12 protein-coding genes are annotated in these 17,056 nt (G+C 33.0%); all 12 read right to left on the bottom strand.

Annotation, left to right across the window (positions count from 1 at the left end; all coding sequences use genetic code 11):
- Positions 1-1,316 precede the first annotated feature (1,316 nt).
- Complete coding sequence (locus tag ABW636_RS04780; protein WP_367588805.1) at positions 1,317-3,083, bottom strand: efflux RND transporter periplasmic adaptor subunit; 1,767 nt, start codon at positions 3,081-3,083, stop codon at positions 1,317-1,319.
- The gene (locus tag ABW636_RS04775; RefSeq protein WP_367588804.1) at positions 3,080-3,814 is read right to left on the bottom strand and encodes a PepSY-associated transmembrane domain-containing protein; all 735 of its coding nucleotides are present in this window, start codon (positions 3,812-3,814) and stop codon (positions 3,080-3,082) included. The genes ABW636_RS04780 and ABW636_RS04775 overlap by 4 nt, the downstream gene beginning before the upstream one ends.
- A 10-nt stretch (positions 3,815-3,824) precedes the next feature.
- The gene (locus tag ABW636_RS04770; protein WP_367588803.1) at positions 3,825-4,535 is read right to left on the bottom strand and encodes a MauE/DoxX family redox-associated membrane protein; all 711 of its coding nucleotides are present in this window, start codon (positions 4,533-4,535) and stop codon (positions 3,825-3,827) included.
- A 131-nt stretch (positions 4,536-4,666) separates the two neighbouring features.
- Entirely contained in the window at positions 4,667-4,927 is a 261-nt protein-coding gene (locus ABW636_RS04765; protein WP_367588802.1) for a heavy metal-binding domain-containing protein, read from the bottom strand.
- Positions 4,928-4,938: 11 nt separating this feature from the next.
- The gene (locus tag ABW636_RS04760; RefSeq protein ID WP_445012677.1) at positions 4,939-6,204 is read right to left on the bottom strand and encodes a TolC family protein; all 1,266 of its coding nucleotides are present in this window, start codon (positions 6,202-6,204) and stop codon (positions 4,939-4,941) included.
- The gene (locus tag ABW636_RS04755) at positions 6,201-9,938 is read right to left on the bottom strand and encodes an efflux RND transporter permease subunit (RefSeq protein WP_367588801.1); all 3,738 of its coding nucleotides are present in this window, start codon (positions 9,936-9,938) and stop codon (positions 6,201-6,203) included. Before ABW636_RS04755 ends, ABW636_RS04760 begins: the two co-directional genes overlap by 4 nt.
- Positions 9,939-10,041: 103 nt before the next feature.
- On the bottom strand, positions 10,042-10,458 hold the full coding sequence (locus ABW636_RS04750) for an HYC_CC_PP family protein (protein WP_367588800.1): 417 nt from the start codon (positions 10,456-10,458) through the stop codon (positions 10,042-10,044).
- Between the two features lie 439 nt (positions 10,459-10,897).
- Positions 10,898-11,071 (bottom strand): hypothetical protein, encoded by a 174-nt coding sequence (locus tag ABW636_RS04745; protein WP_367588841.1) that lies wholly within the window; start codon positions 11,069-11,071, stop codon positions 10,898-10,900.
- Between the two features lie 227 nt (positions 11,072-11,298).
- Positions 11,299-13,611, bottom strand: a complete 2,313-nt coding sequence (locus tag ABW636_RS04740; protein WP_367588799.1) for a hypothetical protein — start codon at positions 13,609-13,611, stop codon at positions 11,299-11,301.
- Between the two features lie 106 nt (positions 13,612-13,717).
- Positions 13,718-14,332: a response regulator gene (locus ABW636_RS04735; protein ID WP_367588798.1), complete on the bottom strand. Its 615-nt coding sequence runs from the start codon at positions 14,330-14,332 to the stop codon at positions 13,718-13,720.
- Complete coding sequence (locus ABW636_RS04730; RefSeq protein WP_367588797.1) at positions 14,329-16,227, bottom strand: ATP-binding protein; 1,899 nt, start codon at positions 16,225-16,227, stop codon at positions 14,329-14,331. Before ABW636_RS04730 ends, ABW636_RS04735 begins: the two co-directional genes overlap by 4 nt.
- On the bottom strand, positions 16,224-16,877 hold the full coding sequence (locus ABW636_RS04725) for a hypothetical protein (RefSeq protein ID WP_367588796.1): 654 nt from the start codon (positions 16,875-16,877) through the stop codon (positions 16,224-16,226). Before ABW636_RS04725 ends, ABW636_RS04730 begins: the two co-directional genes overlap by 4 nt.
- Between the last annotated feature and the right edge of the window lie 179 nt (positions 16,878-17,056).

Raw genomic sequence — 17,056 nt, 5'->3', positions numbered from 1 at the left:
TTTCGAATTCATATAAAGAAAAAAATCATCGCTTTCTTTTTAACAAATTCAAACAATAACTGGTATTACGATATCATAAAGGATTGTTAGATAGCGTAGTCTATCGTATATTCTTTGGTGTTTCTCTGATTTGTAGTATTACAAATTAGAATTTACGTATGCCCCAAGATATACAGTATAGTACCTTGCTATTTTACAGATCTAGCCCAAGAGCCAAACCTTGATCCTTTACGATCACTCTTCTAAAGCTTACGACATGCAAGACTTATGAACAGTGTGATCGAATTTAATTACAACATCAGTGGGCTTTTTAAAAATGAAACGAACCATCGGTTCAAGCTTTTTACGGCTTATAGTATTCGTTATCATTTTTGGGAGAGGGTTAACAACAAAAGTGTATAATCCCATACCAAGGATGCTTCCGAATAAATCGGCTAGCAGATCCCCTTTGGTCTCCTGCTCCTTGTTATATAAATTATAGTACTTCATTGTTAGTTTTTTTTGATTGTTAATTATGGTACAAATATGCGAATTTTTTCTGAATTACGCAAGTATTTTTTAATAATAATTTATTGATAATCAAATAGTTAAGTTAAAAATTAAGCATAGAAATCCCTGTCCGTTTTACTACGGATTTTGGGCATTTTGGCAATCAACTATTGCTCATATACTTAGCTTTCAAACTCTACCATTTTATGTACTTTAAACTTCTACTCATTTGATTAAAAAATTTTATATTTTTTTTCAGATTAACTGATTATACCTTTTCAATTTTGATGCTTTTTATAACAATTTATGATTTATACCATTTACACTTTAAATCTACCGGAATAAAATGTTCTTTTTTTACCTCAGTTTCATAATAAAAATAAACCGTAGCCCTGCTATGCTTGATTTTTCTTCTTCACTGAAACAAAAAAATCTTAATTTTCTTTTCCAGTAAATTCAAAATATAAATGGTATTACCATTACACTTTTTCGATTCATTTTTTATACTTATATAAGTAATGACCAAAAAAAAGCGTCCAATTTCTTGGACGCTCGCTTTATATCTTTGTTTCTAATTTTATCATTTCAAAAAATGATCAAAATAGTCACACAGCGCCCTTTTATGCATTACTAATTCAGTAATCCATCTATAATCGCACAGACCAAACAGTTGTGCTGGGGTGATATGTATACTATTGGGTTTCATTTTCTCTACAAATATTACTAATTTTAGTTATCATTTCCTAAAAAAATGATCAAATTCGTTATTAAATAGATTTAGTCTGAATAATATGGTCAGTTTTGACTAAAAACTATGCTATAAGGCCTTATTCAAGGGTTTGTATAATGCTTCCACACCTCAGCATGGCATCTCCATAATAGGGGTTACGTATTTCTTTTTTTGTACTTAACCAAACCGCTCCTTTATTATTATTTGCCATTGGGCATTGCTGAATGTAAATTTTACTTTTTAATGATCTTATATTAGATACAATAGCCACTATATTTTGATTAAATAGTACAAATTGTTCACGTTTTTGTGCAATATCACTGGTATTTGATATATTTTCTAGCAGCGTAATGGATTTTGTAATATAATCTACTTCTATTGTACCCAAACCGGTATGATCTATTTCTTTGAGTTGGTTTACTATATTTTTTGCTTTTTGAGCAACTAATACCGATGCTCCCGCAACAAAGGCATCTTTCATATCATAATAGGTTAGTAACATTTTTTCGAAATCGTTCTTAAAAACGGTAGTTAGTGTAGAGTTCTTCTCATGCTCTAATATCGCAGTGCTTTGAGTATGTTGCATTTTCATACTATTCTCATCATCCCTTCTTGTCATTGTGTCTGACATACTCATCATACTCTTTTTTCCCTGTAATTGTGCTGCAGCATCTACCGTAAAAGTACCATTTGTTACTATTTCTTCTCCCGGATTCAATCCAGAATGAATACCAATCATTTTACCTTTCCTATCACCTAATACCACTTCACGCATTTCAAAAATGGGTGCCGAAGCATTTATTTTGACATATACCAAAGAACGCTTACCGGTCCATAACACAGCGCTTTCTGGAACGACTAATTGTTCTTGTGTCATTATCTTATGATCGACGTCTATTTTTGCAGCAACAAACATTCCTGGTTTAAAAAGGTTTTGCTGATTGTTTAATGTAGCGCGTATTTCTACAATACGTTTGGTATCATTAAGAACTGGGTTAATAAATGAAATAACCGATGGAAACGTTTTATTGGGATAGGCATTGGTAGTAATGCTTAGTTTTTGTCCTTTTTTAAACTGAGACAATTGATTTTCGTAGGCATCAAACACAGCCCACACCGTTTTTAAATTACCTAGTTTTGCAATGGGTTGTCCTTTTTTTACATAATTGCCTTCGGCAGTCATTACTTCAGAAACGGTTCCCGAAACTGTTGCATACACCGGAAAATTTTCTGTAATTTTTCCTGAGTTTTCTATCGCACTTATTTGTTTTTCAGACAGTTTCCAAAGCTTTAATTTGGTACGTACGGCTTGATACAATTGTAGTTGTGATGTTTTTAAGGATGCAGCAGTTAGTAATTCTTGTTGCGCCGCTACCAATTCTGGTGAATAGATCGTTGCTATTAATTGTCCTTTTTGTATTTCTTGCCCCTGATAATTTACATTTAAGCGTTCTATACGTCCTTCAAAATAACTGGCTTGTACTGTCATTGCTTCTTGATTGGCAGTAATTTTACCTGAAAGAGAAATCTTATTTTCTAAATCTTTACCCATAGTACCTACCACGGTAGTTTGGATATTTGCCAATGCCATAGCATTTTCTGTCATTTTGAACTGTTTTGGAGATACCCCTTCTGTTATGGTTTCGGCAGGAATTAGATCCATACCACAAATAGGACAATCTCCAGATTCAGATTGCATAATCTGCGGATGCATTGAACAAGTCCATTTTTCATTCTCCACATCTCGAGAATGCTCATGAGTTACTGCTCCATCTGTATGATTAGTATTTTGCCCAAAGATCAAATATCCTATTAAGAGCCCTCCCAGAGCCGCAACAACGGTATAAATGCTATTTTTTTTCATCTGTTTGAATTTTTAATATTTTTCTTCCCGAATCGTTTCTTCATTTTTATCATAGAAGGAGAAGAAATGTACCATAATACAAAACCGCTTAACACGGTTATCAAACCTAAGAGCGAAAAGGCTCTTAAAATCGTGGTATTAAAATCATCACGAGTATTATAATCCATGGTATGAGTCATCCATAAAAAATCAAACCAACGCCAATTGCGATGTCGTACGGTTTGAAAAGCACCGTTTGCTATAGCCACATAAGCCTTTACATTTTCGTTGGTTGTATAACTTATTTCATAAGCGGGTAAGGGTCTGCCTCTATACTCATGATGATCTCCTACACTATCAATCTGCTTTATATGTTCTACCTTAAGTTCTGGCAACATATAACGAGCGGCCACCCCCAAAGCTTCTTCTTTAGAAATACCTGGTTTTCTTTTTCCTGTTTTAGCATTAAACAACTCGGTATCATTTATCCAATAATAAGGTTGCGTAGCAATTTCTAACAATTGTAAAGATGATATAGGTTCTTGTAACATAAGACTGTCTGTACCCAAAAGGTTAGAGAATTTTGCCTTAGACACTTCAGTTTTTTTGAAATGATCTCCATGAATTTCATCAATATCTGTCCAACTAAAATATAATCCGCTAACGGTCCACATTATAAATTGAATTCCTAGAAATACTCCTAAATACCGATGTGATTTTCTAATCCATTTTGCTGTATGTCTGTTTACCATTTTCTATTTTTTAAAAGTTTAGAAACATTACGATAGCCATTACTATCATAATTGCATTTTCTATAAATGTAGCTTCTGTCATAGGTAATTTTAACGCAGTCCCTAAACAGGCACATTGCATTGGTTTTTTATCTAATAATACTCTCACAACTCCAAAAGTAGTCGCTCCTAGTATAAAGAGGGTAATTATCAATGCAATCTGGATTTTAAATCGCATCAAAAACATCAATCCCAATGCTATTTCTATAAAAGGATATATCCATGCATATACAGGAACTACTCCAGCCAAAGGATCATACATTCTAAAACTCTTCGGAAACCCTTTTAAATCCAATAACTTAAAGAAACTAAAGACAATATAGAATAGTCCCATAAAATCCAACATCATTTCTGAAACATCAAAATCGTCCTTATGTAGTAAAATGCTTGCAACCGTTATATAAAACAGAATTAATGATAATGGTTTAAGCTGTTGTAATTTGGATTTTTGAGTCTCTGATTTTACCTTTTCGTATTGTCTTTTTTCTGTGATTCTATATTTATCGGATATAGCTTCTTGTAATGTCATTACAGGAATATGCCTTTCCATTTCGATAATAGCCTCTTCTTTTAATAAATCTACAGAAATACTCTTTACATTACTTAGTTTTGACAATGTATCTTCTACATGACTTCGACAACCATTACAGGTCATTCCCTGGATATGATATGTATGTTTCATCTCTTTTACTTTACTATGTTATCCTTTTATTTTAAACCTCTTTATACAATAGAAAATCCATTTTGGTTGGTATATAGCATACCTTCAGAATAAAATTCTAATCTACAAATAGAAATATCTAATATATCCGATTAGTGTTGGTGTTCATCTTTTATATAATCTTTATTAATTACATAGGTCATTTCACATTTGGGACATGTTCCTTCATGTTCACTACCACTACCTTGACAATGCATTGGACATACATAAGCAGAAGAATATTCTTTTCCTTGCTTTTTTACCGTTTCTGTCTGTTGGTTAGTATTATGCGTTTCTTTGTCTTTACAAGATATCACTAGTAATAGAGTTCCCATAAAGGCTATTGCTACTAAAGTTTTGATTTTTGTGTTCATTGATTTAAGTTTTACTTATTTATGATATAATTAATCATCGCAGATTGCATGTGGTATAGCTGCACTGATTGAATTTGATTAAGTTCAAATTTTAATTGTAATTCCTGAATGTCCAGCACATCATTAAAATCAATGGTGCCTGTTTCATAATTTTTAATTAGAATTTGTTCTGCATCTTTTGCTTGCTTTAAATTTTTTGTTTGAGAATTAAAAGTAATACGAGCTTTGTTGCGTTGCGAAACGGCTTTTGCAAGAGCAGATTTTAATCCATTGAGTCGCTCTTGCTTTTGTAAGTTTATTTCCTGTTTGCGAAGCTCATTTTGTTTGGTTCTAGAATTATATCTTTTGTTGAAAAGAGGAATCGAAAGCGAGACCATGGGCATTACAACATCTTTACCATTATCAGCAACGTTAGAATGATGTTGATGTTCTTGTTGAGAATGTGCTTGAACAGGTATATAATCCAATCCGACACCAAATACTGGTGCACTCTCTTTTTGGTTGAGTAACTCTGCTTGTATCACCGATTCATACATCTTATCATAACGAAGTAACTCTGGATTAAGTTGAAGACTATCCATAGTAATAAGGTCTGCGTTGGGCAACTCCATTTTTGGTATTTTAGGCAAGCTCAAATTAGTATCTCGATTTAATAAACTATTAAAATTAGCTTGCTCTGCTATGAACTGTTCTTGCAGTATTTCTTTTTGCTGTAGTAACTCATTTTGACGTATTTGCAGCCGCAATACATCTATGGCACTTGCTTTGGCTACTTCTATCGATTGTAATGCCAACTTTTCATAGGTCTTAAGTAATTGGATATTCTTATCCACTATGTTTTGTTTTTCCTGTAAACTGTGTAGCTTATAATAGGATTGTGCTACTATAAGGCCAAGCTTTCGTTTGGCAACCACATAATCTACATACTCAGTTTGAGCCATTGCTGTAGCATACTTTTGTCTTGCTGAAACGGTTCCAAACCAAGGTAACATCTGCTTTACCGAAAAACGTGCTACCTGTGCTCCCGTTCTTGTTTCGGGTTCACTTATAAAATATCCAACCCCAAACTCTGTATTAGGTATCCGATTACCTTCGCTTATCTTTTCCTGAGCAATATCATAGCGTAATTCATACGCCTTAATCTTCGGATTATTTGACTGGGCTTCCTGAATATAGGACTGTAGTTGTTGTCCTTTTGCAAAAAAAGAAACCAACAAAAAACCAATCATAATTTTTATATTCTTCACGTTTTCTATTTTTTTTAAAGACCGTTTCATTGGCTTACTTTTTTAAGTTGCACTTCTTTTTGCCACGCAAACAACACCGGTACTACAAATAAGGTAATCAGTGCGACAAGCATTCCTCCAAAACTTGGGATGGCCATCGGGATCATAATATCACTACCCCGACCTGTAGCAGTCAAAATTGGCAACAACGCCAAAATTGTGGTTGCTGTGGTCATCAAACAAGGGCGAATACGTTTTTCTCCTGCCTGAATCACAGCTTCACGAATTGCTTTTAAATCTGACGGTTTATTTCTATCAAAAGCCTGATTTAGGTAGGTTGCCATTACCACACCATCGTCTGTAGCAATCCCAAAAAGCGCTATAAAACCAACCCAAACGGCTACACTCAAATTGATCGTATGTATTTGAAATAAGTTTCTTAGGTTTTCACCAAAAAAATTGAAATTTAGAAACCAGTCCTGTCCATATAACCAAATCATTATAAAACCTCCCGCAAAAGCAACAGCTATTCCTGTAAATACCATAAGTGAGGTAGCCACACTTCTAAATTGAAAATACAGGATCAAAAAGATAATGATTAGCACCAGAGGGACTACTATAGATAAGGTTTTGTCTGCTCGTAATTGATTTTCATACGTTCCGGTAAAGGTATAATTAACCCCTTTGGGAACTACCAGTTCGCCACTATGCATCTTAGCTTCAATGACCGCCTGTGCATTTTCTACAACATCTACTTCTGCAAAACCATCTAACTTGTCAAACAATACATATCCTACCAGAAAAGTGTCTTCACTTTTAATGACTTGTGGGCCTTGTTCATAGCGAATATTCACCAATTCACTAAGTGGTACCTGGTTTCCTTTGGATACAGGTATATACATGTTTTTTAAATCATCTGGATTGTTCCTAAGTTCTCTTGGGTAGCGCACTCTAACTGCATATCGCTCACGACCTTCTATTGTTTGGGTTAATGGCATTCCGCCCACGGCAATAGCAATGACCTGCTGCACATCTTTAATCGTAATCCCGTAACGTGCTAGTTTTTCTCGATCGATATCGATTAACAAATATGGTTTCCCTACAATACGATCTGCAAAAACAGCCTGCTCTTTTACACCTTCTACAGTTTTTAAAACATTTTCTAGTTGCTTACCAAAGGCTTCTATTTCCTGAAGATTTTGCCCCTTTACTTTTATACCCATTGGAGCGCGCATTCCTGTTTGCAACATCACAAGACGAGTCTCTATGGGTTGTAATTTTGGTGCAGATGTTACTCCTGGTAACTTGGTAGCGCTTACAATTTCGTTCCAAATATCATCTGCAGATTGTATCTCGGGGCGCCAATTTCTAAAATAAACTCCATCTTCATCTTCAATTAATTGATTTCGATCTACACGATACGGGTCAAAAACACGTTTCTCTGCATAGTTGTTTTCATTTCTAAAATCGATATTGGGATTGGCAACCACTTTTCCGTTTTTCAATTCGAAAAAACCATCATCATTGATACGAAAACGTTGAGGTTTGCCACTAACTCCCAACTGGTATTCTGATCTGTATTGTATCACATTTTCATACATTGATAATGGTGCCGGGTCCAATGCCGATTCGGTTCTTCCAGCTTTTCCCACTACGGTTTCAACTTCTGGGATACTGGCGACGGCCATGTCCAATTGTTGCAATACACGTTTGTTTTCTTCTACCCCAGCATGAGGCATCGATGTCGGCATTAAAAGAAAGGAACCTTCATTAAGAGAGGGCATAAACTCTTTACCCGTATTGCGTAAAATAAGTATACCGCAAAAAATAATAATGGTAGGAATCGAGAGAAATAGCATCTTGTTTTGTAGTGCCCATCGCAAAATTTGGATATAGTACATTCTAAATCCCCAAAAAGTGCCTAAAAGTCCAAAGCAGATGATTCCCACAAAAGAGAGATTCATCAAAATATTACGATCAAAACCTAATGGCCTCCAATATATGGCCAGCAGAAAGACTATTGTGATAGTAGAAATCACGATGGCTGCGAGGTTGTATTCCTTTTGTAAAAGTGAGTCTCTTAATCGAAGGATGGCCAAAAAACCAAAACCAACTAGTACTAACCCCAGCCAATATCCTGTTATCACAGCCAAAAAACCTAAGATTATCAAGGCTACATTGATAACATATCTATATACCTTCTTTATATTTTGTTTTTTAAACAAGAAGGCAGCAAAGGGAGGTATCAAAAATAGAGCTACAATTATAGAAGCTGTAAGTGCCATTGTTTTGGTAAATGCCAACGGACGAAATAATTTTCCTTCGGCACCTATCATTGTAAAAACAGGTATAAAGCTAATAATCGTAGTAAGTACGGCGGTTAGTATCGCTCCAGAAACTTCGGTAGTAGCATGATATACGACATTATTAATAGGCAATTGTTTTTTGTTTTCATCCAAATGCCGAATAATATTCTCAGACAAAATCACTCCTACATCTACCATAGTACCTATAGCAATGGCAATACCAGATAACGCAACAATATTGGCATCAACCCCAAATAATTTCATAGCAATAAATACCATTAATACTGCTACAGGCAATAATCCAGAAATCAATATTGATGCTCGTAGATTGAATAACATGACAATAATAACCAATATGGTGATCAATATTTCGAGTGTAAGCGCTTCGTTAAGTGTCCCTAAGGTTTCTTGTATCAGCTCTGTTCGATCATAAAAAGGCACAATAGTAACTTTCGAAATACGACCATCTGCCAGTTGTTTTGTAGGCAGGCCAGATGAAAGTGCTGTTATCTGGTCTTTAACATTATTGATAACTTCTAAAGGATTTGCTCCATATCTGGCTACTACCACTCCTCCTACTACTTCTGCCCCTTCTTTATCCAGTATACCACGACGTGTAGCGGGTCCCAGACGCACACGAGCAACGTCTTTGATTCGAATAGCAGTATACTCTTCTGCCCTGACCACTGCGTTTTCTATATCAGCAATAGATTTTATATACCCCAGCCCTCTTACCAGGTATTCTGCCTGATTGATTTCTAAGGTCTGTGCTCCTATGTCCTGATTGGATTGCTTTACAGCTGTTACAATATCGCGCAAACTAATATTGTATTGTCGTATTAGTTCTGGATCGACATCAATTTGATATTCTTGTACATAACCTCCAATAGAGGCCACTTCTGAAACACCAGAGGCCGAAGAAAGTGTATACTTTACGTAATAATCTTGTATACTTCTTAGTTCGTGTAAGTCCCACCCCCCGGTAACGTTACCATTTTCATCACGTCCTTCTAATGTATACCAAAATATTTGTCCCAATCCTGTTGCATCAGGGCCAAGTGATGGGTTTACTCCCTGCGGAAGTAACCCTGTCGGAAGAGAATTTAACTTTTCTAAAATTCGGCTTCTTGACCAGTAGAATTCTACCCCTTCTTCAAAAATGATGTAAATACTAGAAAAGCCAAACATCGAAGAACTTCGAATGGTACGAACTCCCGAAATACCTAATAAAGAAGTTGTAAGTGGGTATGTAATTTGATCCTCGATATCCTGTGGGCTACGTCCTTCCCATTTTGTAAAAACAATTTGTTGGTTCTCACCAATATCAGGAATCGCATCTACGGCAACAGGATTTCTGGGCAATCCTCCTATTTCCCAATTAAATGGTGCATGAATGGTCCCCCATACTACAAAAAGCATTAGTAGTAGCATTGCTACCAACTTATTTTCTATCAGAAATTTTATTACTCTATTTATCACTTTGATCTGATTATTAAATAATTACAATAGTTAATACTCAAATTGAGTATAACATACCTTTCCCATGACAGCAAGCTGTTGGGTATTTGTACTATTTAAAAAATCAAATAAGAAAAGTCTCGTAAAGTACCTGAAAGTCTTTATCAGGTATGGGCGGTGAATGCCCAATAAATGAAGTTATCGAAGAAATTACATCGGGTGCAATATTTTGGTAAGTATATATATAACTTGTGGCAAAAACCTCTTGATCCAAGGTAAGCTTGGTAACTGTATCTTTTAAATCGTCTTGACCTTCAATTACAACTTGCTTGTCCTTGCAGCAAGATTTCTTTTTTACGGTATCTCCACAAGAAAGGAGCTTTTGCATTTGCTCCATCCCACAAGATTTAGCTTCTTTAAACAAAGCCACATCTACCAATCTTGATCCACAATAATGCATATCTACAGTAAATGACAATGTAGAAAACAACACTAAAGTCGCTAATAAAACCGATGCTATTTTATGAAATACCTTTTTCATACTTGATACAAAGGTATGGAATTTTAACAAATAAGGATTTTGTTTAACAGGAGTTTACATTTTTTAACCCATTTTTTGCAACCAAAACAGCTTCTGGATTGCCACCCCTCGAAGCGAGAAAATAGTCACTATTTTCTTCTCAAACAATATACGGTACGTCAACGTAAAAAACATAGAAGAAAAAACCTCTATAAACAAAAATAACCACTTCATAATGAAGTGGTTATCCTAGTATCGGGAACAGGACTCGAACCTGTGACCTTCGGGTTATGAGTCTAAAAAACCTCCCTACTACACCTCTATTTATTAGGGTTTTATGATTTTTGACGTACGCAAACACCGACAAATAGCGGCATTTCAGTACTTAAAAACAGTACGTCTGGTTGACGTACTGTTTTGTGGTTTTAAAGCCTTGGATCAACTGGTTCACTTTCCATTGCTAGAACTCAAAAACACATTCGTGAGTATCCCTTAATGGGGCTTTATTTACAAATCTATCGAGAGCTTCAAGACCCAAACTAAATTCTAGTATTGCCATAGAACGCTTTTTAGACAATCCTCTGTTACGAAGGTTTTTTAAATTTAACTCTGTATCATAATCTGTTCCATAAATGATTCGTAAGTATGAAGACGCCTAATGAACAGGAAGCAAATGAAAATAGCTGAGATTTTCTATTTATAATCTTTACCTAAGCATAGAAGGAAATCACTTACAATTCAGATATTCAATTCAAACCATAGAACTAGTAAAAATCCCTCTTTACTTTTTATAACAAATCTCATTACATCGTTTTAATCAACTTATACTAAATGATTTACATTGTGTTTTCCTAAATTATACTATTGATCAAATTTAAGAAAATCCTGTTTTTTAAGAATGTAATAAAATGTTTTACTTTGATTTTTTAAAAGTAATGTATCTCCTGGTATTCTTCTCATTAAAAGAGCGTCTTTTTGCCTTTCTGAATCTTGATTTTTAATTTGAAAATCGTCATTCTGCTTGAACTTTTTAAATTTTAAAAATGAATTAGTTGATGTAACAGAGGTATTACTAGAATTTTCAGAAGTTATACTATTTAAAACCTCGGTATGAACTATTTCTGGAATTTCAGCCTCATAGTATAATTCTTCTATATTTGTCAATTCAATAAAACTAGGGTCTATAAAATTAGGATCATTATTATTTGAAAGTAATGATATTTCCAAAGTACCACCAAAACTAGCATATAAATCAATTGTATTTTTATTGAAATATATAGGTATCTTTGGTTGTAATTTCATTTTTGGATTAATTACTATGCTTTCATCAGAAATAGTTGTAGTAAAATCAGATCTTAATTCATCTAACTGTTTCTTAACACTCCAAGAGCTACTTTTTTTTAATTCTTTTATTAAATATTTCTTAAGAGGCTTAAAATTAGCTAAGTTAAGTATCGGAGTATTTTTAATAAATAAATCGGGATCAATTAGTTTTACGGTATCATTAGCAAAGCCAAGTTTTGCAGTGATGTACGTTTTCCCTTTGACTGGTTTTTTCTTACCCTTCTTATTAACTCTGTACAATTTGAATTCAAACGCTAATCTTTCTCCATTCGGATATAATCTAGTCTTTTCGATAAAATATTTATTACCGGTAAGATTAGGTATTTGAGGGTCTTCGTTATAATAGTCTTTAAGTGAATTGTTTAAATCTTCAGTTAATCCAACACTAACGGTTTTGTAATTTAATCGAGCTATACTTTGAATCTTAAATTCATCCTTGAAATCACCATTCAGAAGAATTTCCGGTATTTTAAAATCTAAATCTGGTAAATCTGTTCCGTAATAAATTTCTGGTTGAATTTTAACATTCATTCTAAAAATAAGATTGTTGTTTTTAGCTTTGAGTTGATCGAGCTTAATACTTTCCAATTTGGTAGGTAAGATCCAAGTGTGTTTTTCTTTTTTGCCTAGTGGAATAGCTTTCAAGTTATCTTTAACAAGCTGTGTAAGTTCTTTTTGAAGGTCCAGTTCATTTACTTCTTCCGCAAGGCTTTCTTCAATAGTTTCATCTAGTTTATCTTCGATTAATTTGGAAATAGCAACGTCTAATACTTCAAAAGTTGGAATCAACATGGGTTGATAATCAAAAGAAGCAAATGGTAGATTCGAACAAGCATCTAAAAAAGTAATTTTAGCTTCATCATGAGATGCCTCAAGTTGAATATCTGAATTTAATTTAAAAGCCCCTTTAGATTCAATTTTTACTTTAATATTATCACAATTCAATAATCCCTTTATCTTAATATTCCCGGCAAGATCATCTAAAAAGGACTGTTTTACATCAACTTTCAAATTCATATTAACAATAGTTGTCACGGTAAAACCCACTCCATCTGAGGTTGAATTGAAATCTATATTTAACTTTTGCATTTGCCCTTTTACTCTAACTTTACCAGAAACTCCAAAGGTTTTGTCTATTAACTGAAGGACTTCCCTTGGCACATTTTCTTTTATAGGCTCAACCCATATTGTTGTTGGTACCAGAATGGTAACCCATTCCTTTTTAAGACACTTCCCCCACTTCCACGGACTCAATAAGCATCTGACAGTTCTTTCAACCTTTTTTCGAACTCTTTTCATTTCTGTTGTCCAATAACCAGGTCTTACTATTCGTTCCACAATTTCAGTAACAGTATTTGATTCTTCTGCTAATAATTGAAGATTTATATCAGGAGATACATAATCAATTATATCCCCAGATAAATCCTTTCGTAACTTATCGGTAAGGCTATATGTATCTAATTCTGCCCGTATAGTAATAGATGATGGTTCTAGTGGATTAATGGTAGGTGGAGCCACAAACTCTTCCGGAGCTCTACACGAAATGATACAAAAAAGTACTAAGCTTGGAATAAAGTATTTAATGAAATTCATTGTTTTTTTTTGGCAAAGTACTAACGCCCAATCAATATAAAAATACCCAATACCAGGTAAAATATTACTTGGTGAATCCTTATTGCGTCTAAAAAATTTGAAAAGTGAGGAAATTTTAAATTCTTTTATTTTCGGTTTCTGGTTTGAAATTCCTGGAGATGGCTTTGATGCTAATTTAGCAGTCTTACAACTTATAAAAATTAAAACAACTAAGCTCAAGTAAATAATCCCTTTCATGATAATAGTATTAATTGTTTATGATTAATCAAAACTATCTTTTAAAAGAGAGCAAAGAAATACCCAATCTTGAGTAAATATTAATTTCAAAAAACAATAAATAGCATCAAAATTCATAGCGTTTCTGGAGGCCATATCGAAGAAGCTCACCAGAACCACTTAATCCTAGTTTTCTAACCATATTTTTTCTATGGGTTTCAACTGTAGTTCTCTCAATAAATAAGATTTCTGCAATTTCAGGGTTCGATTTACCTTCTACAATGAGTTTAAGAATTTCCATTTGACGATTCGTTAGTTTACCCTTTAACTTATTTGTCTTTGGCTTTTCGGATAACACATTAGGGTCATAGAAGTTTTCTCCTTTATGAACGATTCTAATAGCAGAAAGAAGAACAGAAAGACTAGAATTTTTTAAAATGTATCCACTAACACCAGCATTTAACATTTCCGAAACCGCACCATCTTGATCAAACATTGTAAATGCAATTATTCTCATTTTAGGATATTCTGAAATAATCTTTTTTGCCACCTCAACTCCATCCATAATAGGCATTCTAATATCAGTAATTACTACATTAGGAGATTTTTTTCTTACAATATCAAGAAGCTCTCTTCCATTGTTCGCAATGCCCACAATAGTAATATCATCTTCGAACTCCAAAAATAGTTCGATGCCTTCAATAAATGAATTATGATCTTCTGCAATGGCTAATCGTATCATTCTAATGGAATATCTATTATGATTGTTGTTCCTTTTCCTGCATTCGTATCAATATTTAAACTCCCTTTAAGGTTCTCTATTCTCTTATTAATAGAAGACAATCCCATGCCTTTTTTCAATTTCATAGCTTTCATATCAAATCCACTTCCATCATCTTCAACCACGATATTTATAGAATCTTGATGATTAGTTATATCAATTGTTATTTCTTTAGCATTGGCATGTTTAATAACATTTGTAATCAATTCTTGTATAATTCTAAAAATTGTAATCTCCATAGAATTATTTAATCGTTGTTCCATACCATAATCTGAAACTTCTACAATAAGGCTATTTGATGCAGATATCTTAATAGCATAATTTTGAATAGTTGGAACTAAACCTTCAGAAGTAAGAACTCCAGCATTACGAGTTTGAGCTATGGAACGAACTTTTTGATATGCCTCCTCCAGTACTTCATCCGTATTTTTGATAATTAGATCATATTGTTCGTTTATCGCACTCTTTTTTACTTTTAAGTTCTGCACATATAGTTTAAGAGTTGCTAATAATCCTCCTAAATTATCGTGTAATTCATTTGCTATACGTTGTCGTTCTTTTTCTTGACCTTCAACCATAGCATCAATACTTGATAATTCTTGGTCTTTCAGTAATTTTTCAGCCTTTTGTTTTTGAATTTCTCTTTCACTCTCTATCAATTTTTGTTTTCTTTTCATATTTCTATAAATGAGTACAGATATTATAAGGAGAGCAGAAATTGAAATTAGAAGTATAACATAAATATTCTTATTAATAATTCGTTTCTTATCGGTTTCAAGTTGTTGTTTTTCTAAATCCAGTTTATCCTTTTGTAAAGATGCATTATTGAATTTTTCTGTTATTTCTTTAATAGCTATTGCTTGTTTTGTTTTAGCAAAAATATCTTTCAAAGAATCTTTTTTTAATAAGTATTGATAAGCCAGTTTCCGTTTGTCTGTTTTATCATAAAGTTTTGTAAAGCCATCAACAATTGCAATGTCATTATAAATTCGATCTTTTGCAGATTCTATTCGATAAGCTTCTTTTAGGTATAACTCAGCTTTCTGGAAATTTTCTTTTTTCAGATAAACTCTAGCTATATTACTTAATGTTCCTTTTTTATACTGAAGTAAATAATCAAAAGATTGATTCTGATTTATTAAACGAAGAGCTCTGTTATTATAAATGAGAGCACTATCTAGTTCCTCTTCTAATATGTTATAAGCAACAGCTATTCTTTGATAGTTTTGTATTAAACAAAAATCACAGTTCGAATCTTTAATTAATTCTAATTGATATTGAATAGAATCATTTTTTTCTAATGATTGAGAAAGGATATTTTTAAAGTAAAATGAGAAGTAATTGTAATAATACTTTTCTGTTTCATTATAGGCGTATCTTTTATACAACCGAATATAATTTTGGCTTTCTTTACTGTAATCTGATAATTTCGTTTTTGTAATCAGTAGATCATTTAGGGTATTACAAATTGTGAGTGAATCTTTAGTGGCAATAGCCTGCTCAACATTTTGTAGTAAATGTTCATGTGCCTCTTTCCATAAATTATTAAAAAGATAGTACTTTCCTAAATGAGAATTCTGCAATATCGAATCTTTAACTGAACTAAGAGAGTGTTTTTTTATTAACTTATGTAATATTGTATCATTTACACCTTTTTTAAGTACAATATATTCCCACTTCAGAACCTTAAACTCTAAAGAGTTTTCGTGTTTATTGAAGAATTTCTCCAAGGATTCAATATTTCTCTTTCTAAGTTGCTCATTTTCCTTTTTATATTGAAAATAATCTTCCGACTGTGCAAAAGAAGTATAGGCAAATAATGCAAAAAAAATTATATGTAGAATTTTATGTATCAATTTTTAGTATGAACACATTTTATATTACAAATACTACCTCCTTGATTTAAAGGAAATCCCCCACAATTTTCGTTGCAGATACATTCTGTGAGTTTTATTCTAAATTGATGAAAAGGACCATAGTTTGCTTTAGTATATATGTCAAAGGGTTCTTTTGAAGGCGCATTTATTATGTCCTGAATTCCTTGAGGTATACAACTTTTTGGAATGTTTTTTTTTGTAGGGCTAAAAAAACTAAGGTTAAAATAAAATTCTATCCCGTCTTCAGTTATTGATGGTATCATTTTGGATATACCGTGTGTTAACAATCCTGAATATTTGAGAACTTCAAATTCGATACTTTGAATTTCACTTTTTTCATTGAAACAAAATTTGGCATTTATTGATTCCGTAATTCCGTTTTGTTTTGTAATATAAATAGGTTGAAATTCATCATGGCTAAGATTAACTGTTAAATCTAGATTGCTTGAACAAGTTAAATGAAGTGGTGAATAAAAATTCCCAAGAACAGATATAGCAATTAAAGTATATAAGACCGAGCCAGGAATTGTTTGGTCAAAGGAATAGTAAGAAGTTAGTGGAATCGAAAAAACCCCAATAACAATTAGGAGTTTTATAATTATCACTTTAAAGTTGATTGTCTTTTTCATAATCATTAGGTTTTATATCTGATTTCAAAACTATTTATTTCTTCGATGGTATAACATACCCTAACTTGGGTATATAATAGATTTAAGTAATCTGTTTTAAACTTTTTTATTTATTATTTGATATTATTAATATAGTATTTAACTCGATTTAATAAATAACCCCTAACCTTGAATGCAAA

This window comes from Aquimarina discodermiae (assembly GCF_040786235.1).
Lineage (GTDB): Bacteria > Bacteroidota > Bacteroidia > Flavobacteriales > Flavobacteriaceae > Aquimarina.
Note: the sequence above shows the minus strand (reverse complement) of the source record. Positions and strands in the feature narration are given on the sequence as shown.